This window comes from Zobellella aerophila (genome assembly GCF_039539325.1).
Lineage (GTDB): Bacteria > Pseudomonadota > Gammaproteobacteria > Enterobacterales > Aeromonadaceae > Oceanimonas > Oceanimonas aerophila.
Genome location: NZ_BAABCX010000001.1, coordinates 1,123,373 through 1,140,909, shown reverse-complemented (window position 1 = coordinate 1,140,909; position 17,537 = coordinate 1,123,373). Strand labels below are relative to the sequence as shown.

The window sequence follows — 17,537 nt, the reverse complement described above, 5'->3', positions numbered from 1 at the left end:
TTGAACTGTCGGTCTAGAGGGGTTATATCTTATTGGAGTTCGCAACAGGGAAGGAGCGACCAATATGTTATTCACAGAACTGAAGCGTTTATTGCTCGATGAAGACGGCCTGACTACTGTGGAATACGCCATTGCCGGTGCCCTGGTGACGGTGACCCTGGTGGGGGCCTTTGTGGCCCTGGGTGAGGGGGTCGGCAGCCGGGTGGATACCATGTGCCAAGTGGTGAAAAATGATGGTACCCCCTGTTCTTAAATACTCTGTAGGAGGCTCGGCCTCGGGCCGATAAAAGGGGGCGGCATATTTCAAGAGGATTAGGCTGGCCACAAGAACAGCCGGATATTCAATAAAAACGGGCGGATCTGGTGACCCGCCCGTTTTTATGGGGGCTGTCTTATTTTTGTTACATAAATTCGAATGAATCCGGCCTGTTCAGGCCTTAATCTGTCGAAAAGTTGCACTGATAAAACAAGGGATTATCTTTGATTAAACGCGGATTGGTGGTTATACCTAATGGTGTAACAGGAAATGATTTAGGATCCGGGTGAATCCCGGAACATGGTGCCCATATAATCGAGCAGACAGGAGGTAAGCCGAATATATGAAATCAGTTAGTAGTCGATTTAGGCTATCTATCTCGGGGTTTCCCGGTAGTATAAAAAAAATTAAATAACGATCGGAATATTCCGGTTAAAAATATTCAAGAAGGAACGAGGGTATTTTTATGTTGATTTTAAAAGAAATTGTTCGCCTGCTGAACGATGAAGAGGGTCTGACCACGGTAGAATATGCGGTGGCCGGTGCTTTGGTGGCCGCGGCGGTGGTTACAGCTTTTACACAATTAGGTACGGCCGTTGATGGTCAAATTGATCGATTGTGTACAGCAGCTTCGACTGGATTAGCTAGCGGGGCTAATTGTAGCTAAGCCAGGATAAAAGGGCAGCTTAGCTGCCCTAATAATTAACTTAAACATGGTGACGCTATGGAACAGCTACCATTGTTTTCCCTGCTCTTGGCCGCCTCCTGGCTGGACCTGAGCACCCATAAAATTCCCAACTGGCTGACCCTGCCCTTTATCCTGTTGGCGCTGATCTACCATGCTTTATTGGGAGAAGGCTTGGCCTTCAGCCTGACCGGTCTGGTCTATGCCTTCCTGCTGTTATTCCCCTTGTTTTTCTTCCGATTGCTGGCCGGGGGCGACGTCAAACTGGGCTTGGGCATCGCTGCCTTCCTCGGCTGGAAATTGTTTTTGGAAGCCCTGCTCTATGGCCTGGTGATCGGCCTGCCGCTGGTGCTGATATTTGCTTTTTATAAAGTAGGTTGGACGGGCTTCAAACAAAGCTTTATGCGCTATGGTTATATTTTGGGCACCAAGCAGTATCTGGCACCGGTGGACGGCGAGCTGGCGGGGCTCAAGGTGCCCTATGGTCCGGCGTTGAGCCTGGGTGCCGGGCTTGCCGTGGTGCTCAATCACTTCAACCTCTTTACCCTGGTGTAGGAGAACCCCATGTGGCTACCCAAACCCAAGACCCTGGCCGACACCGGCCTGTCCCGCGAGCTGTTGTTCAAGCTGATTTTACGCCACATCCAGGAAGACGGCCCCCAGAGCCTGGCTTCCCTCACCGACAAGCTGTGCCTGCGCGGCAGCATCGTCGAGCCGTTGGCGCAGGAGCTGAAAGCCCTGCAGCTGCTGGAGGTGCTCGCCACCGGGCGAGCGGAGGATGCCATCCGCTATGCGCTCACCAATATGGGCCAGTTTGAAGCCCAGGCGCTGTCCGCCCGGGATGGCTATCTGGGGCCGGCGCCGATCACCCTGGAGGAATACCGCCGGCTGGTGACCGCCCAGTCGTTGGGGGAGTGCAGCGTCACCCGAGAGCGGCTGCTGGTGGCACTGGATGACCTGGTGATTTCCGATGAGTTGGTCGGCACCCTGGGCCCGGCGCTCAATTCCCGCCGGCCGCTGTTGATCTATGGTCATGCGGGCACGGGTAAGACCTATCTTTGCCGCCGGCTCAATCATATCTTTGAAGAAAACATCCAGGTGCCTTATGCCATAGCGGTGCAGAATACCATAATACCCGTCTTCGATCCCCAGTATCACTGGCGCTCGGAGGTCCGGGATCCGGACATAGACGGACGCTATATTGCCTGTCGCCGACCCCTGGTCATGGCCGGTGGTGAATTACGGCTGGATATGCTGGAAGTGCGTTTCGACCGGCAATCGCGCCAATACGGCGCACCCTTGCAATTAAAGGCCAATAACGGTGTCCTGCTGATCGACGACCTGGGGCGTCAGGCGTTTTCCGCCGATGAATTGTTTAATCGCTGGATAGTGCCGATGGAAGAACGACGGGATTTTTTATCCCTCGCCAATGGCCTGCATTTCGATATTCCCTTCGAACAGATATTGGTGTTTTCCACCAACCTGGATCCGGAAACCATAGCGGACGAGGCCTTCTTACGCCGTCTGGGTTATAAAATTCATCTGCAGGCCATGCCCGTGGAATTGTATCGGAAGGTGTGGAATATCAACCTGGAAAAATATCATCTGATAGACGCCGAGCAGTTATTTGAATTTATGGTCGAGGAGCTGCACATGAAGAGCGGCAAACCACTGATCGCCTGCTATCCCAGGGATATATTGGGTATCGCCCGCGATATCATGCACTTTAATAATCAGGCCAACCGGCCTTTGACCCGGGGGGTTTTATCTCAGGCCTGGAACATGTATTGCGTACACTGACTATACTCATGCGACAGGATTGATCATAACGAATTAACAGTAACGGATTAACAATAACAATCAAACCAAGGATTAGGTTATGAAAACACGTACCCTGTTACTCTTTGCGTTGTCAATAGTCTTTGGCCTGGGCGCCGCCTGGATGGCCAACAACTGGCTGACCCAGCAAAGTACGGCCAAGGTCGCCACCATCCCCTCCGGCTCCACCCAGGTGGTGGTGGCGGCGGTGGATCTGGTGCCCGGCACCCAAATCGACCCTCTGCATCTTCAGCTTAAGGAAATAGACACCCGCCTGGTATCTCCCGGCTCCCTGACCAGTCTGGAGCAGGCCAAGGGCATGGTGGCCAAAAATAACCTCTATCGTGGCGATGTGCTGCGTATGGAACGGCTGGCGCCCCTGGGTGAGGGCAGCACCCTGTCGGTACTGTTGGATCCGGGCATGCGCGCGGTCACGGTGCGGGTCAATGATGTGATCGGGGTGGCGGGTTTCCTGCTGCCGGGCAACCGGGTGGATATTCTGTTCACCGATAACAGCATGACCCAGACGGTGCTGAAGAACCTCAAGGTGCTGGCGGTGGATCAGACCCAGCACACCGATGAAAACCGGCCCAAGCTGGTGCGTGCGGTCACCCTGGAAGTCGACCCCGAGCAGGCCGAGAAACTGGTCAACGCCAGCTCCAACGGTCGCATCCAGCTGGCCCTGCGCAACCCGGCCGATACCCTGGATCAGGCGGTGCCGGCGACGGTGGCCGTCGCCACCAGCCCAGAGGCGGAATCCTCACCCAAACCCAGGGCCAGGCCGCGTCAATCCACGGTGGATTTAATCAAGGGCACCAGCCAACAACAAGTACCAATAAAAAGCTAATCACACGGAGGTGATTATGAAAAATCTGCGCTCAGGATTGCTGGGACTGATGTTGCTGGCCGTGCCGCTGGCCGGCCAGGCGGGCGGCAGCCTGCAACAGCCGGGCAACGAGGTGTTCCTGCCCATCCACAAGTCCCGTTCCCTTATGCTCGATCGGCCCGCCAGCCGGGTATCGGTCGCCGACCCGACCATCGCCGATGTGCTGGTGTTGCAGGACAAGGAGCTGTATCTGGTCGGCAAGTCGCTGGGCCATACCAACCTGATGGTCTGGGATCTGAACGACCAGCTGATGGATGTGATGGATATCGAGGTCAGCCATGATCTGCAGGGGCTGAAGGAACGGCTCTACCGTTTCCTGCCTACGGAGCCGATCCAGGTCCATACCTCCCAGGGCCAGCTGGTTGTCAGCGGCGAGGTGTCGGATCTCGACAAGCTTAATTCCGCCTATGAACTGGCGCGGGGCTACGTGGTCGCCGCCGAGGGGGGCGTGGCCCGCTCCGAGGTGCTTAACATGATGAGCGTCGGCGGCGGCCAGCAGGTGATGCTGGAGGTAACGGTCGCCGAGGTGGCACGGGACACCGCCCGCAACTGGGATTCCGCCTTTGCCCTCAGCGAGCCTTCCGGCAATTGGAGCTTCGATCTGCTGCGCGACAGCGTGCCTGCGCTTGCCGAATTCGGCACCAATACCCTGGTCGGCACACTGCAAACGGCGGATACCCTGTTCTCGGTGGCGTTGGATTTGGCCAAGACCCGCGGTCTGGCCCGGGTGCTGGCCGAACCCAGGATCACCGCCATCAGCGGTCAGTCGGCGGAATTCCTGTCCGGTGGCGAGTTCCCGGTACCCGTACCTAACGAAGACGGCATAGCGGTGGAGTTCAAGGAATTTGGTGTTGGGCTCAAGTTCACCCCCGTGGTACTCAACAGCGGCAAGATCAATTTGAATCTTAACGTGGATGTCAGTGAACCCACCACCGCCAATACTACGGAAATTCCGGTGTTCGGCAATATCACCGCCCTGAACAAGCGCAGTGCCAGCACTACGGTCGAGCTGGGTGACGGCCAGACCGTAGGTATCGCCGGCCTGCTCAGTGAAAACACCCGCGAATCGGTCAGCCAGCTGCCTTTCGCCGGCGATATTCCGGTATTGGGCAACCTCTTTACCAGTCGCAGCTATATCAAGGGAGAAACCGAGCTGGTGATTATGGTTACCCCGCGTTTGGTACGGCCCTTCGACAGGCAACATGTCACCCTGCCCACCGACGGCTTTATCGAGCCGACCGACATGGAGTTTTACCTGTTGGGGCGTATGTCCGAGCGTAGCCGGGAACAGGAAGACTCGAACATGGCACAACCATCTTCAGCCAATACGGGCACCAATCCCTCCGTCAGCGGAGACGGTGGTATGGAACAAACCTATGGCCAGTCTTTATAGGAGGCGACTATGAAAAGCGCACCGATACTTTTGCTTGTCACCGGCCTGTTGGCGGGCTGTGCCAACGAGCGCCACTACGACTTCGCCATGGGCGAGACGATAGATGAAATGAACGAGCTGCAGATCATGGATCCGGATGCCCCCGCGCGTAACGACGGCAAGATGGCCGCCCTCAGCCTGAACGGTAACTATGGGGTGCCCCTCTACGGTAAATACGTGAAGGGAGCCGAGGCGCCGGCCGAGGGCAAGACCCAGGTCACCCTTAATTTTGGCAATTAAACATGAGTAGGAGTGGAGCATGAACAGGACGCTATCTCACCCAAGGCAAAGCGGCGCCGTGCTCGTCCTGGTGACGGTAGCGCTCTTTGTATTGCTGGCCTTTACCGCCCTGGCGCTGGACGGCGGCTATCTGGTGCTGAATAAGACCCGGGTTCAGGACGCGGTGGACTCGGCGGCGCTAAGCGGCGCCAAGACCCTGTCCGGGACTGCAGCCCAGGGCAACAGCCATGATGATGCCAGGACGGCGGTGTACGATACCCTGCAGGCGGTATTTACCGGTGACGGTTTCAGCCAGGTCAATATCGACACCAGCAATTTGGCTGCGGCGGTGACGGTGGAGTTCTCCGAAGAAGTGGTGCCCTTTATCCCTACTACCGATGAAGCGGCCAGGTTTATCCGGGTCAGGCTCAATACCGTGCCCGTCACCCAGTTTTTTTCCCAGTTGCTGGTGGATACCTGGCAGGTGGGATCATCGGCGGTGGCCGGGCCTTTAAGTGGGACATCGGCGGAAGATAACAGGGTTATTCCGTTGTTAATGTGCGCCAAGGATCTGGATGACCAGGATAACTTTGGTTTCAATCCATCCACCCCGGATGCTCAGGGGGATGTGATTGTGATTAAAACCAATCATCATAAAAAGGCACCGGTAGGCGGCGGCAACTTCCTGGGGCTGGCACTCGAAGGCACGGGCGCCAACGTGTTCCGTAATGCCCTGGCCGGGGACTTAACGGATAAATCCGTTGTCGTTGTAGGCCAGGACGCAACCACAGAGCCGGGCAATATGATTGGACCCGCGCTGGGCCTGAACACCCGTTTCAATGAGTTCAAATCTCCCCTTTCCGCCCCCAGCGATCCGCCGACATACGGTGGCTCAGAGGCGTTTTATCCCGACTGCTCGCAGCCGGCCCCGAGTGCCCTGACCTTTGATGATATTGACTTTGGCTATGATGTTGCTAGCGCCGGCAACGTAACCTTGACTGACCAGGTCAAGCTGGCTCATTTGCAGAGTTATCCGGAATATTATAACGGCCAGAATGTGAATCCCGCCCAACCAAGCAATTGTGTCGATAACAGACGCATCGTTAAGGTGCCGATCGGTAATTGCACCCCGGGCTGCAATGGTCGCTGTGAAATTCCCGTGGTAGGGGTCGCCTGCATGTTTTTAAACCAGAAGGTCACCGGCAAAGGTAACAGCCAATATATCGTGGCCGAAAAGATAGCTAATTGTGGTTTAGGGGGAACTACACCGGGTAACAGTAACACCGATAAGCTGGTTTTGTATAAGGACTCTGATAACGGTGACTCCTGATGAACAGATATCATTTTAAATTACCCCGGCGCCAGCAAGGGCTGGCCGCAGTAGAGGCAACGGTAGTGTTACCCGTGCTGCTGCTGCTGCTGCTGGCCATCGGCGAGTTTGGTCGCTTATTGTATCAATATAATACCCTGACCAAGGCCGTCAGGGCCGGCTCCCATATAGTACTGGACTCTGACAACTATGCGGATATTGCAGCCCGTGGGGCGCGGGAAGACAAAATTAAAAGCTTGATCCTCTACGGGGTAGAAACCGGCGGCAGTGATCCCGTACTGCCGGGGTTGGCCGCCGACGATATCAGCTTCTCCTATGATGAAACACCTGTTGGCAGTGGCGACTTCTATTACCAGGTGAGTGTGAATTACGATTGGCAGCCAGTATTGGGGACTACCTTTAATACCTTCTTTGGTAACACCCTGTCTCTGAGTTTTCCTTTAAGAACCAGTATTACAGTGAGGGAATTGTAATGAAAAAATGTTCCCGCAGCTGGGCGGGCTACAATACCCATCGACAACAGGGCACCACCACTGTGGAGTTTGCCATCGTCGGCGCTGTGGTATTTCTGGTGTTGTTCGCGGTGATGGAAGTGGGCCGCCTTATGTATACCTGGGGCCTATTGAATGAGGTTTCGCGTCGGGCAGCCCGATTGGCGACCGTATGCCGGGTGCAGGAAGTGCAGGATGGTACTGTGGCGAGCGCGGTAGTCAATCAGTTGGCGGGTAGCATGCCGGGCTTTGTGCCGACCAACCTGGCTTTCGCCTATCTGGACCAAACCGCCAGCACGCTTGCTGATCCGGCCGGTACCGATTTCGACAATATCCGCTATGTGCGCAGCCAGATAGTCAATTATCAATATCAGATGATTTTGCCGCTGACCATCGACTTGTCCATGCTGGCTCCTGACTTCTCCTCTACCTTGAGGGCCGAAAGCCTGGGTCAGACCCGACAAGGGGATGCGATTTGCGACGATACCGGAGGGGTAAGCCTATGACAGACGCCAAAATAGTAGAACTGGAAAGAGAAACCGCACACCCGGCCCCGGTACTGTCCTGCCCCTTGCAGCTGGATGTGATCGATCCGGAGGGCCGGCTCTGGCCGCTGCTCAAGGTACGGCTCCACTCCAGCCAGTTGCAGCTTAAGCGGCTCAGCGAGCAGGAGTCCCTGCCCAAGAATGAGCGTCATGTTCTTTTGTTGGTGGATAACCCGCTGATGGCGCCTGTGTATGAAGAACTGGAGCGCAAGGCACCGAGCAAGCGTCCGCTGATTTTTGTGGGAGACGCCAAGAACACCCAGTTGGTGCGGCGGGCCATGCGCATGGGGGCGGTGGACTTCTTACCCCATGACTGCGATCCGAGTGAGCTGTGGTCGGCCCTGGGCCGGATTGCCACGCAACTGAATGCCAGCGCCGAGCTGGCGCCGGTGACCGTGGTGGTCAACGGCAAGTCTGGTTCGGGAGCCAGTTTTATCTGTGCCAACCTGGGCCATGCCCTAAGCAAGAAACACAAGGTGGCGCTGCTGGATGCCAATTTGCAATATGGCTCGTTAACCGATTACCTCAATATCAAGGAAAAACAGGGCAGCCTGGCGGACGCCATGGCGCGGGCGACTGAGCTGGACAGCATGGCATTGGCGGGCATGGTCAGCCAGGCGCGGGAACAGCTGGATCTGCTGCCTTCGAGCTCCGTGTCTTTGAGTGAAGAAAGGCCGGTATCCGCCAGGCAATGTGCCCAACTGCTCCATCTGGTGCGTAGCCAATACAGCCAGGTGTTGGTGGATATGTCCCGCGGACCGGAAAGCTGGAACCTGCCGATGCTGGAAAGTGCCGATCATGTGCTGGTGGTGATGCAGCAAAGCCTATCGGGCCTGCGGGAGACAATCTATCTGCTCAGGCAACTCAAGCAAGAGCTGGGTATCAGTAAGAACAAGATTATTTTACTGGTGAACCGCTACGACAAGAAAAAGGATGTTTCCCTGAAAGAAATTGAAAAAGCCACCGAAATAAAACAAATACAGACGCTTGCCAATGATTTCGCCCTGGCCGAGACCTGTACCGATCTGGGTCAGCTGGTGGTGGAGGTCAAGAGCAATCACAAGCTGGTGGCGATGTTTGAGAGCATTACCACCAGCCTACTTACCAAGCCGGGGGCACCACAAGGACATAAGCCCGGGTTATTCAAGCGGCTGCTGGGCAGGCATTGATGAAGGGCATATGTCGGGCCAAGGGCACGACCTACGGCATATTACGAATTTGAGGATATGTCCATTGCGTAGGTCGGGCCTCGGCCCGACGATAAAGAGTATGGACTGCGCTATTAATTACCGTGATGGACATATACCATCACCAAGGGGGTCAAGGATGAACCTGGAAGACTACATACTCAGTCAAGATGAAGAGGCGCACAAACAGCGGCTACACAACAAGCTGATGGATATGCTGGACCTGCCCATGTTGCAGACCGTATCCAGCGCCCAGGCCAGTGAGCAGATAGAGCGCCTGTGCCTGCAGTTGATGCAGGACTCGCCGACGCCGCTGTCGCTGGATTCGCGGCAAAAAATCATCCGGCAGATCCTGGATGAAGTGCTGGGTCATGGACCCCTGGAGCCCCTGCTGGCCGATCCCACCGTGGCCGATATCATGGTCAACGGCTGCAACAATATTTATATCGAGCGACGGGGACGGATAGAGAAGGTGCCGCTGACTTTCAGGGACGATGTGCACCTGATGGGGACTATAGAGCGGATCGTATCCAGCGTGGGCCGGCGCATCGATGAACGGTCTCCCATGGTGGATGCCCGCCTGAAGGACGGCTCCCGGGTCAATGCCATTATCCCGCCGCTGGCGCTCAACGGACCGACCGTCTCCATCCGTCGTTTTACCGTGGAAAAGCTGGCCATCGACACCCTGATCGACTTCGGCACCATCACCCCCGCCGTTGCCGAGGTGATGGAGGCGGTGGTAAAGGGCAAGCTGAATATCCTGATCTCCGGCGGCACCGGCACGGGTAAGACCACCTTCCTGAACATATTGTCGGGCTTCATTCCCGCCAACCAGCGCATCATTACCATAGAAGACTCCGCCGAGCTGCAGCTGCAACAGCCCCATGTGGTGCAGCTGGAAAGCCGGCCCGCCAACATAGAGGGCAAGGGAGAGGTCAGCCAGCGGGATCTGGTGAAAAACACCCTGCGGATGCGGCCCGATCGCATCGTGATTGGGGAGGTCAGGGGCGCCGAGGCCTTCGATATGCTCACCGCCATGAATACCGGCCACGAAGGTTCGCTGACCACCATTCATGCCAATACCCCCCGGGATGCCCTGGGCCGGCTGGAGAATATGGTGGCCATGACCGGTTTCGATATGCCGATCAAAAATATCCGTGCCCAGGTGGCCTCGGCGCTGGATTTGATCATCCAGCTGGAGCGCCAGGAGGATGGTCGCCGGCGGCTGGTGAGCATGCAGGAGGTGCACGGCATGGAAGGCGAGACCATCACCATGTCGGAGATCTTCACCTTCGAGCGCACCGGTGTCGACGGCGAGGGAAATGTACTCGGCCGGCACCGGCCCACCGGGGTCATGCCCAACTTCTATGACCGCCTGGCGCGGCGCGGCATGGTGCTGCCCCGCAGCCTGTTCGGCGGCGATGACGTGCACCGAGGGATACTCTAGGAGGTCATATGGCCATCGATACCCTGATTTTTCTCGCCCTGGTGGGGCTGGCGGCGGTGACCCTCAGCCTGGCGCTGTTCGTGCCGGTCACCCATCCCCGGTTGAACCGCACCGCCCTGCTCAAGCGACGGGTCAAGGCCCTGGCGGACGAAAACCGGGAGCAGGGACAGGCGTCCATCTTTCGCACCAAGAAGCTGGATGCACTGTCGCCGCTGATGCGGCAGTTGGAAACCCTGCCCATGATGGAGCGGGTGGCCTTCTCCCTCGAGCTGGCAGGCTCCAGGCTCTATGCCCACCAGCTAGTGTTGTTGGTCGGCCTGAGCACCCTGGTGCTGAGCCTGGGCTGCTGGCTGCTATGGCATAACTGGGTACTCAGCCTGATCTTGTTGTTGCTACCCAGCATTGCCACCCAGATCAAGCTCAGGCGTAATTATTACCAGCGACTTTCCCTGTACGAGCAACAGCTGCCCGAGGCGCTGGATGTGATGAAGCGGGGCCTGCAGGCGGGCTATTCCTTCGCCGATACCATCAAGCTTATCAGCGAGCAGATGCCCAACCCCATCGGCCGGGAATTCGCTCTGGTGTTTGCGGATATCAACTATCGCAAGGATATCCGCAAGGCGATGACCAGCCTGCTGGAACGGGTGCCCAGCATCTCCAATATGGCGCTGATCAGCGCCGTGCAGGTGCAGCGGGAAACCGGCGGTAACCTGGTGGAGAATATCGACAAGCTGTCGCGCATCATCCGTGAACGTTTCAGGTTCAATCGCCAGCTCAGGACACTGTCGGCGGAAGGACGCATGTCCGCCTGGGTTCTGGTACTGACGCCCTTTGCCCTGTTTGCCCTGATTTATCTGACCACGCCCAGCTATGTGGCCGAGCTGTTTGGTACCGAGGAAGGGCAGCAGCTGCTGATTTACGGGGCCGTAGGCATGGTGCTGGGAACCTGGTGGATCAGTAAAATCATCAAGATAGAGGTGTGATATGGACAGCTTGATGGAGATGTTAGAGGCAAGCCTTACCGACCCGCAGATACGGCAGTGGCTGCTGGTAGGGGTGGTGGGGCTGTCGGCCATCACCCTGTTCTGGGGGCTGGCCCTGGTGGCCGGGGGCGTGAATAATCCCTATCGCAAACAGCTTAAAGGCATACAGGAAGCCGAGGCCAGCCAGCACACCCTGGAGCAGAGGCTGGTGGTGGCCAGGAACAATAACCAGGGGGCGCTCAGCGGTCACCGTATCCGGACCTTGCTGGTGCATGCGGGGTTCCAGAAGGAATCCGCCTACCATGTTTTTGTCGGGCTCCGTTTGTTGGTGATCATCGCGGCCCTGGTCGGGTGTTTCTTATTGCTGACCCGCTTGACGACCCTGCCATTTAAATTCGTGCTGTTTATCATGATGGCGTGCGGCTATGTAGCCTACGTGTTACCGGTGTTCGTGGTCGAGCGGTTGGCCAATAACCGCATGAATAAAATGAAGATGGCCATGCCGGACGCACTGGACCTGCTGGTGGTTTGTACCGAGGCCGGCATGGGCTTCAAGGCGGCGTTGCAGCGGGTGTCCCAGGAAATCAACCTGAGTCATGATGAACTGTCTCACGAGTTGACCCTGATTTCTGCCAAGCTCAGGGCGGGCCTGAGCATGCAGCAGGCCTTCGAGGAATTTATCCTGCGCACCGGCCTGGAGGATTTCCGCAGCCTGAACGTGGCCATCAACCAGAGTATTCAGCTGGGCACCAGCATTGCCGAGACATTAAGGGTGTTTGCCGATGAATATCGCATCAAGCGCAAGCAGGAGGCGGAAGAACTGGCCGCCAAGATCGGCACCAAGTTGATTTTCCCCCTGGTCACCTTGATCTGGCCGTCCTTCTTTATCGTGGCGATCGGGCCGGCACTGATCAAGGTGTTCAGGGTGTTCGGGGGTTAACCACAGCCAAGGCTGGCTTAAGGATCGACAATGAAAAAAACAACCATTGCGCTGACGATATTGCTGTTGACCGGTTGTGCCGCCGGCACCTCGCAGGACGACGGCATGACCACCGGCAAGACCCCGGGGGCAGGGATCATCCGCCCGACCAATGCCGGTGAGGCGCGGATGCTGATTTCCCAGGCCCAGACCTCGGGTAACCCGGATTCCATCATCTATGCCTTTAACCAGGCGCTGGCCTTCGCCGAGTTTGACAAGAGCGATGTTTACCTGAGCATTGCCGGCCTGGAGCGGCAGCGTAACAACAACGGCAAGGCCGAGCAGGCTTATCGTCAGGCCCTGAGCCACAACCCGGAACGTGGTGATGTGCGTGAGGCACTGGGGCTGCTGCTGGTGGATATGAAACGCCATGACGAGGCGGAACAGCTCTTTCACGAGATAGTGGCGGCGGACCGGCTCCGGCTGGGCCAAGCCGAAGCCGTCGATCCTGCCCATTGTGTGGCCGATGCCCGGTCGCCATGGCGCAGCTACAACGCCCTGGGCCTGCTGGCCGACATCATAGAGAGGGGCCGCGAAGCCCGGCAATACTATCAATGCGCCCTGGCCATAGCGCCCGGTTCGGCCACGGTTTATAGCAACCTGGGCTTTTCCTATTACCTCGACGGCGAATATCCCAAGGCGGAGCGTGCCTTTACCCGGGCGGTGAATCAGCAGCCCGATTATCAGCGGGCCTGGAGCAACCTGGGCTTGCTGTACTTCAGATGGGGGCGTCAGCAGGAGGCCTTGCAGGCGATGCGCAAGATCATGACCCAGGCCGAAGCGCTCAATGATCTGGGCTATATCGCCCTGATGGAGGGGGAATACAGTCTGGCCAGCGGCCTGTTCCAGCGAGCCATAGATGCCTCGCCTTCCTATTACCCCAGGGCGGTGGAGAACCTGGAGCAGGCCAAAACCATGTCGGCCATCAGCCGTCGGTAGACTCGTATTGTCGGGCCGGGGGCCGATATGCCGGCGGCAGATATCATCCATTGCTTATCGGATAAGGTCGGCCCAAGGGCCGACCCGCGCCGACGATAACGGACCTTACCGGCCCAGCTCCAGTTCCACCAGCTTGACGAAATAGCTGGCTCCCACCGGGATAATGGCGTCGTTGAAGTCGTATTGGGGGTGATGCAAGAACACCTTGTTATGGGGGCTGTCGTGGTCCCGGTCGTTGCCCAGCAGTACATAACAGCTGGGTACGGCCTCGGCGATATAGCTGAAGTCTTCGCTGCCGGGTACGGGCGCTGCCTTGGCCAGCACCCTGTCCGCTCCTAGGATCTCTTGCGCCGCTTGCAGGGCGATGTCGGTTGCTTCCCGATCATTGACCAGGGGCGGGTAGCCGATTTTTTTACCCGGGTTGAAGGCGACCTCGGCCCGGGCGCCGAAACCGGCGGCGATATGGCTGGCCAGGGTCTGGATCCGTTCTTTGACAAAGGCCCGGTTTTCGGCGCTGAAGGCGCGCAGGGTGCCCTGCAGGGTGGCCGAGTCGGGGATCACATTGGTGGCCTCGCCGGCCTCCATCATGGTGCAGGACACCACGGCGGGCTGTATGGGATCGATATTGCGGCTGACGATGGTTTGCAGCGATAAAATCAGGTTGGCGGCGATCACCACGGGATCATTGGCCAGGTGGGGCATGGCGCCGTGGCCGCCCTGGCCAATGATGCGGATATGGAAGTTGTCGGAGCTGGCCATCATCGGACCCGGGCACAGGTGGATATGGCCCTGGGGGATACGCGGAAAATTATGCAGCGCATACACCCGCCGGCAGGGAAAGCGGCTGAACAGCCCATCGTCGATCATCGCCTTTGCGCCTCCCAGGCCCTCTTCGGCGGGCTGGAAGATCAGCACAACCTGGCCGTGAAAATCACGGTGTTCACTCAGGTACTTGGCGGTCGCCAGCAGGATGGTGGTATGGCCGTCATGGCCACAGCCATGCATCCTGCCCTGGTGGCAGGAGGCGTGGGCGAAGGTGTTTGCTTCGGTCATGCTCAGGCAATCCATATCGGCCCGCAGGCCAATCCGTCCCGTCCCCGGTTTGCCCTGAATCATACCGACCACGCCGGTGCCGCCTATGCCGGTGTGTATTTCCTCCACACCGTATTTCCGCAGTTGGTCCGCCACCAGGGCGGCGGTGGCTCGTTCTTCGAACCCCAGTTCGGGGTGCTGGTGCAGATGGCGGCGCAGGGCGGTAAAGGTGTCCAGCTCCTGACAGATGTCCTGGTACAGCTGCATGGTGTACTCCTTTATTTTTGGAATAGGGAAATAGAGAAAGAAGCGGCATCCGGTCCCAGCGGCAGATCCAGCAGCATCCACAGCCCGAGTTGGGCTATCCACAGCAGCAGGAAGGCGATGGAATAGGGCAGGGCCATGGCGAACAGGGTGCCGACATGGGCGTCCTCCTTATATTTGGCAATGAAGGACAGCATGATCGGCAGATAAGGGAACAGGGGCGAAATGGGATTGGTCGCCGAGTCGCCGATACGATAGGCCATTTGTACCACGGATGGGGAAATATCCAGAAAGGCGAACATGGGGATCAGCACCGGGGCCAGCAAGGACCATTTGGCCGAGGCGCTCCCCAGGAACAGGTTCAGCACCGCCACCAGCAAGATAAGGGCAACCAGCAGCGGGAAGGCGCTCAAACCGCTCAGCTTGAGCAGCTCGGCGCCCTTGATGGCGAGGATGGCACCCAGGTTGGTCCAGTTGAACATATAGATAAACTGGGCGATCACCAGGGTCAGGACGATAAAGGGGATCACCACCTGGGTGGCTTTGTTCAGTATGACCGGAATATCGGCTTCCGACGCCAGGGTGCCGACGGTGAAGCCGTAGACCAGACCAATCACGATAAAGTAGAAGAAGATGATGGTCACCAGCCCGGACATAAAGGGTGAGGGCACCAGGCCGCCGGTATCGGGGTTGCGCAGCGGTGAGGCTTCGGGCACCACCAGGGCGGTAATCAGCCCCCAGAAGGCGAGGCTGGCGTACAGCACATAACGCAGGCCCTTGCGTTCCCGCTCGCTCAGCGGCTCCAGGGCATCTTGTTGCTGTGCCTGTTGGTAGCGGCCCAGGCGGGGCTCGATCAGATAGTCGGTGACCAGCCCGCCCGCCAGGGTCAGCAGGAACACGCTGACGATCAGGAAATACCAGTTGGAAACGGGGGATACCTGCAACTGATCCGATACGCTGAGCAGGGCTTCGTTGGTGATGCCCGCCAGCAGGACGTCATTACCGCCGATCAACAGGTTGGCGGAGAAGCCGCCGGCGGCACCGGTAAAGGCGCTGATAAAACCGGCCAGCGGGTGGCGGCCGGCGGCCAGGAACACCAGGGCTGCCAGGGGGGGAATGATGATAAAGGCGGCGTCGGAGGCGATGTTGCCCATGATGCCGGTAAAGGCCATGGCATAGCCCAGGGTCGCCTTGGGCACCCGGGTGACCATCAGGCGCAGGGCGGCGAAGATACAGCCCACCTGCTCGGCAAAGCCGATACCTATGGCCATCACTATCACCAGCCCAAAGGGGGCAAAACGGGTGATGTTATCGGTGAAATGGGTGACAAACCACTCCAGCCCTGCGCCGGACACCAGGCTACGCACCTGGATCTGCTGGCCGCTGATAGGATGCAGGCTGGACACATCAAGCCAGGCAAAGAGTGCCGACAAGCCGATGGTGAGCAATACCAGATAGAAAAACAGGGTGAAGGGGTGGGGTAGTTTGCTACCCGCCAGCTCCACCCAGTTCAGGGTGCGTGCCAGACGTGTGTTGGGCATGACTGCTTGCATATTATAACTCCTGTCACCAATGAAAAGACATTCCGTGCCTATGCAGGATGGAAGTGCTGGGCAGAGTTATGCCATAAAGCGGGCCATATAAGGATTCTGCTTTCTTATTGAACCATTAGCAAAACGGTATTAACGGGCAATGGGGGCTAAATAGTCGTTCCGAATAGTGGGGAACTCGCGACCGCGAGCGGGGAGCGCAGGCAGACACGCCATGCACCACCCGGTCGCGGTATTAGGAAGGGGTATTTAGAGCAGGATAATGGCGTGTTCCCGAAAGGCCGCGGAGCTGTTCAGGTGGCGCCTCAGCGCCTGGGTGAAGATCACGACCCGGGGATCATCGATGGCAATATGTTGACCGAGTAATACCCCCAAGGTGCGGTATTCCCGCGGCTCCTCGATCGGTACAAAGACGATATCGCCCAGGGGCTGGCAGTGGGCAAAGGTCGACGAGAGCAGGGTGGCGCCCATGCCGGCCCGCAGCATGCCGAGCATGGTGGACGGATGGGCTACCGTCATGTCGGGCCTGTAGTGGATACCCAGCTGGGTGAAGATGCGATCCGCATGCAGGCGCAGGCTGTTGCCTTCCGGTACGCCGATGTTGGCCGCGTTGGCGGCCTGCTCCCAGCTGATGCTGTCTTGGCGGGCCAGGGAGTGATCCCGGCGGCAATACAGCCCCATAAAGTCCCGGTAAAGGGGGATAAAGTGAAAGTGAGCGTCGAAGGGCGGCGTGCTGACGGCGACATCGAACTCCCCCTTGGACAGCACCCGGCTCAGGGGGATGCTGCCGATTTCATCCAGCACCAGCGGGAGTGAGGGGAGTTGTCGCACCAGATCGGGCAGGCTTTCGGTGACCAGGGGCGCCGTGGTGTAGAGGGTGGCGATGCGAAACGGCGGCGTTTGCCCCCGGGCCGCCAGATCATTTTCTGCCCGCAGCCGCTCCAGACGGTTGACGATGATCCGGGCTTCCCGATACAGGGCCTCGCCCGCGGCGGTGATGACCAGCTGGCGCTTTTCCCGCAGCAGCAGCTGGCTGTTGAGCTGTTCTTCCAGGCGTTTGACTATCTGACTCAGGGCGGACTGGGACATATGCACGGCATCGGCCGCCGCCGTCATATTGCCGATTTCAACCAGATGGATAAACGCCTTAAGCTGGCGATAACTGACGTCCATGAAGATGTCTGCACTCCCGAGGGGTGATGTGATCAATAAGCAAGGATAACGTCAACCCTGGGCATTGCCGATAAAATTCATGCCGGACGCAAGGCCTAATGCTTGTCAGTTAAGCGCAGAACGGGATTGATTAGCTTCCCGCCGACACGCCATAAACCCATCCCTGGGGGTTCTGCTGCGCCGTCTGACCGCCATGGATGGCGGAAATGTCGAAAATGCAGGAGCATTTTTCGACCCTGGCGCAGAAGGTCGGCTTGAACGCCAACCAATCCCGTTAATTGACCGACATTAGGCCTCAAGGTCGGTGCCTTGGCACGACGA

18 protein-coding genes are annotated in these 17,537 nt (G+C 57.9%); 15 read left to right on the top strand and 3 right to left on the bottom strand.

The window, feature by feature from the left end; genetic code table 11:
• Nucleotides 1–64 precede the first annotated feature (64 nt).
• The 15 genes from ABD806_RS05270 (at nucleotide 65) to ABD806_RS05200 (ending at nucleotide 13,197) form a co-directional block, all read left to right on the top strand.
• Entirely contained in the window at nucleotides 65–253 is a 189-nt protein-coding gene (locus ABD806_RS05270; protein WP_344955432.1) for a Flp family type IVb pilin, read from the top strand.
• A gap of 469 nt (nucleotides 254–722) precedes the next feature.
• Nucleotides 723–923 carry a Flp family type IVb pilin gene (locus tag ABD806_RS05265; protein WP_344955430.1) on the top strand — a complete coding sequence of 67 codons (201 nt, stop codon included), beginning with the start codon at nucleotides 723–725 and terminating at the stop codon, nucleotides 921–923.
• A gap of 57 nt (nucleotides 924–980) precedes the next feature.
• Nucleotides 981–1,496, top strand: coding sequence for an A24 family peptidase (locus ABD806_RS05260; protein WP_344955428.1), 516 nt, complete (start codon nucleotides 981–983; stop codon nucleotides 1,494–1,496).
• 9 nt (nucleotides 1,497–1,505) lie between these two features.
• Nucleotides 1,506–2,741: an AAA family ATPase gene (locus ABD806_RS05255; RefSeq protein ID WP_344955426.1), complete on the top strand. Its 1,236-nt coding sequence runs from the start codon at nucleotides 1,506–1,508 to the stop codon at nucleotides 2,739–2,741.
• Nucleotides 2,742–2,820: 79 nt separating this feature from the next.
• A complete protein-coding gene (gene cpaB, locus ABD806_RS05250; protein WP_344955424.1) occupies nucleotides 2,821–3,606 on the top strand; it encodes a Flp pilus assembly protein CpaB in 786 nt (261 codons plus the stop codon).
• Between the two features lie 16 nt (nucleotides 3,607–3,622).
• Complete coding sequence (locus ABD806_RS05245) at nucleotides 3,623–5,038, top strand: type II and III secretion system protein family protein (protein WP_344955422.1); 1,416 nt, start codon at nucleotides 3,623–3,625, stop codon at nucleotides 5,036–5,038.
• Nucleotides 5,039–5,047: 9 nt separating this feature from the next.
• Nucleotides 5,048–5,317: an addiction module component gene (locus tag ABD806_RS05240; RefSeq protein WP_344955420.1), complete on the top strand. Its 270-nt coding sequence runs from the start codon at nucleotides 5,048–5,050 to the stop codon at nucleotides 5,315–5,317.
• 19 nt (nucleotides 5,318–5,336) lie between these two features.
• Nucleotides 5,337–6,626 carry a pilus assembly protein TadG-related protein gene (locus tag ABD806_RS05235; protein ID WP_344955418.1) on the top strand — a complete coding sequence of 430 codons (1,290 nt, stop codon included), beginning with the start codon at nucleotides 5,337–5,339 and terminating at the stop codon, nucleotides 6,624–6,626.
• Nucleotides 6,626–7,099 (top strand): TadE/TadG family type IV pilus assembly protein, encoded by a 474-nt coding sequence (locus ABD806_RS05230; protein ID WP_344955416.1) that lies wholly within the window; start codon nucleotides 6,626–6,628, stop codon nucleotides 7,097–7,099. The genes ABD806_RS05235 and ABD806_RS05230 overlap by 1 nt, the downstream gene beginning before the upstream one ends.
• Nucleotides 7,099–7,623, top strand: a complete 525-nt coding sequence (locus tag ABD806_RS05225; protein WP_344955414.1) for a TadE/TadG family type IV pilus assembly protein — start codon at nucleotides 7,099–7,101, stop codon at nucleotides 7,621–7,623. The genes ABD806_RS05230 and ABD806_RS05225 overlap by 1 nt, the downstream gene beginning before the upstream one ends.
• Complete coding sequence (locus ABD806_RS05220; protein WP_344955412.1) at nucleotides 7,620–8,831, top strand: CpaE/TadZ family protein; 1,212 nt, start codon at nucleotides 7,620–7,622, stop codon at nucleotides 8,829–8,831. The genes ABD806_RS05225 and ABD806_RS05220 overlap by 4 nt, the downstream gene beginning before the upstream one ends.
• 157 nt (nucleotides 8,832–8,988) lie before the next feature.
• Nucleotides 8,989–10,296, top strand: coding sequence for a TadA family conjugal transfer-associated ATPase (locus ABD806_RS05215; protein WP_344955410.1), 1,308 nt, complete (start codon nucleotides 8,989–8,991; stop codon nucleotides 10,294–10,296).
• A gap of 8 nt (nucleotides 10,297–10,304) precedes the next feature.
• Entirely contained in the window at nucleotides 10,305–11,279 is a 975-nt protein-coding gene (locus ABD806_RS05210; protein WP_344955408.1) for a type II secretion system F family protein, read from the top strand.
• A 13-nt stretch (nucleotides 11,280–11,292) separates the two neighbouring features.
• Nucleotides 11,293–12,219: a type II secretion system F family protein gene (locus tag ABD806_RS05205; protein ID WP_344955406.1), complete on the top strand. Its 927-nt coding sequence runs from the start codon at nucleotides 11,293–11,295 to the stop codon at nucleotides 12,217–12,219.
• A 30-nt stretch (nucleotides 12,220–12,249) separates the two neighbouring features.
• Nucleotides 12,250–13,197, top strand: a complete 948-nt coding sequence (locus ABD806_RS05200; protein WP_344955404.1) for a tetratricopeptide repeat protein — start codon at nucleotides 12,250–12,252, stop codon at nucleotides 13,195–13,197.
• A gap of 105 nt (nucleotides 13,198–13,302) precedes the next feature.
• Here the strand turns inward: ABD806_RS05200 and ABD806_RS05195 are convergent, their stop codons facing one another.
• From ABD806_RS05195 to ABD806_RS05185, 3 genes are all read right to left on the bottom strand, one after another.
• Nucleotides 13,303–14,496: a M20 aminoacylase family protein gene (locus ABD806_RS05195; protein WP_344955402.1), complete on the bottom strand. Its 1,194-nt coding sequence runs from the start codon at nucleotides 14,494–14,496 to the stop codon at nucleotides 13,303–13,305.
• A gap of 11 nt (nucleotides 14,497–14,507) precedes the next feature.
• Nucleotides 14,508–16,046, bottom strand: coding sequence for an AbgT family transporter (locus ABD806_RS05190; RefSeq protein WP_344955401.1), 1,539 nt, complete (start codon nucleotides 16,044–16,046; stop codon nucleotides 14,508–14,510).
• Between the two features lie 246 nt (nucleotides 16,047–16,292).
• Entirely contained in the window at nucleotides 16,293–17,216 is a 924-nt protein-coding gene (locus ABD806_RS05185; protein WP_344955399.1) for a LysR family transcriptional regulator, read from the bottom strand.
• Nucleotides 17,217–17,537: the final 321 nt, after the last annotated feature.

Excerpts from the sequence above, each read along its gene's own strand:
- ABD806_RS05230 (WP_344955416.1), top strand. The coding sequence starts at position 6,626 with ATGAACAGATATCATTTTAAATTACCCCGGCGCCAGCAAGGGCTGGCC.
- ABD806_RS05240 (WP_344955420.1), top strand. The coding sequence starts at position 5,048 with ATGAAAAGCGCACCGATACTTTTGCTTGTCACCGGCCTGTTGGCGGGC.
- ABD806_RS05225 (WP_344955414.1), top strand. The coding sequence starts at position 7,099 with ATGAAAAAATGTTCCCGCAGCTGGGCGGGCTACAATACCCATCGACAA.
- ABD806_RS05210 (WP_344955408.1), top strand. The coding sequence starts at position 10,305 with ATGGCCATCGATACCCTGATTTTTCTCGCCCTGGTGGGGCTGGCGGCG.
- ABD806_RS05220 (WP_344955412.1), top strand. The coding sequence starts at position 7,620 with ATGACAGACGCCAAAATAGTAGAACTGGAAAGAGAAACCGCACACCCG.
- ABD806_RS05235 (WP_344955418.1), top strand. The coding sequence starts at position 5,337 with ATGAACAGGACGCTATCTCACCCAAGGCAAAGCGGCGCCGTGCTCGTC.
- ABD806_RS05260 (WP_344955428.1), top strand. The coding sequence starts at position 981 with ATGGAACAGCTACCATTGTTTTCCCTGCTCTTGGCCGCCTCCTGGCTG.
- ABD806_RS05205 (WP_344955406.1), top strand. The coding sequence starts at position 11,293 with ATGGAGATGTTAGAGGCAAGCCTTACCGACCCGCAGATACGGCAGTGG.
- ABD806_RS05195 (WP_344955402.1), bottom strand. The coding sequence starts at position 14,496 with ATGCAGCTGTACCAGGACATCTGTCAGGAGCTGGACACCTTTACCGCC.
- ABD806_RS05190 (WP_344955401.1), bottom strand. The coding sequence starts at position 16,046 with ATGCAAGCAGTCATGCCCAACACACGTCTGGCACGCACCCTGAACTGG.
- ABD806_RS05255 (WP_344955426.1), top strand. The coding sequence starts at position 1,506 with ATGTGGCTACCCAAACCCAAGACCCTGGCCGACACCGGCCTGTCCCGC.
- cpaB (WP_344955424.1), top strand. The coding sequence starts at position 2,821 with ATGAAAACACGTACCCTGTTACTCTTTGCGTTGTCAATAGTCTTTGGC.
- ABD806_RS05270 (WP_344955432.1), top strand. The coding sequence starts at position 65 with ATGTTATTCACAGAACTGAAGCGTTTATTGCTCGATGAAGACGGCCTG.
- ABD806_RS05245 (WP_344955422.1), top strand. The coding sequence starts at position 3,623 with ATGAAAAATCTGCGCTCAGGATTGCTGGGACTGATGTTGCTGGCCGTG.
- ABD806_RS05215 (WP_344955410.1), top strand. The coding sequence starts at position 8,989 with ATGAACCTGGAAGACTACATACTCAGTCAAGATGAAGAGGCGCACAAA.
- ABD806_RS05265 (WP_344955430.1), top strand. The coding sequence starts at position 723 with ATGTTGATTTTAAAAGAAATTGTTCGCCTGCTGAACGATGAAGAGGGT.
- ABD806_RS05185 (WP_344955399.1), bottom strand. The coding sequence starts at position 17,216 with ATGGACGTCAGTTATCGCCAGCTTAAGGCGTTTATCCATCTGGTTGAA.
- ABD806_RS05200 (WP_344955404.1), top strand. The coding sequence starts at position 12,250 with ATGAAAAAAACAACCATTGCGCTGACGATATTGCTGTTGACCGGTTGT.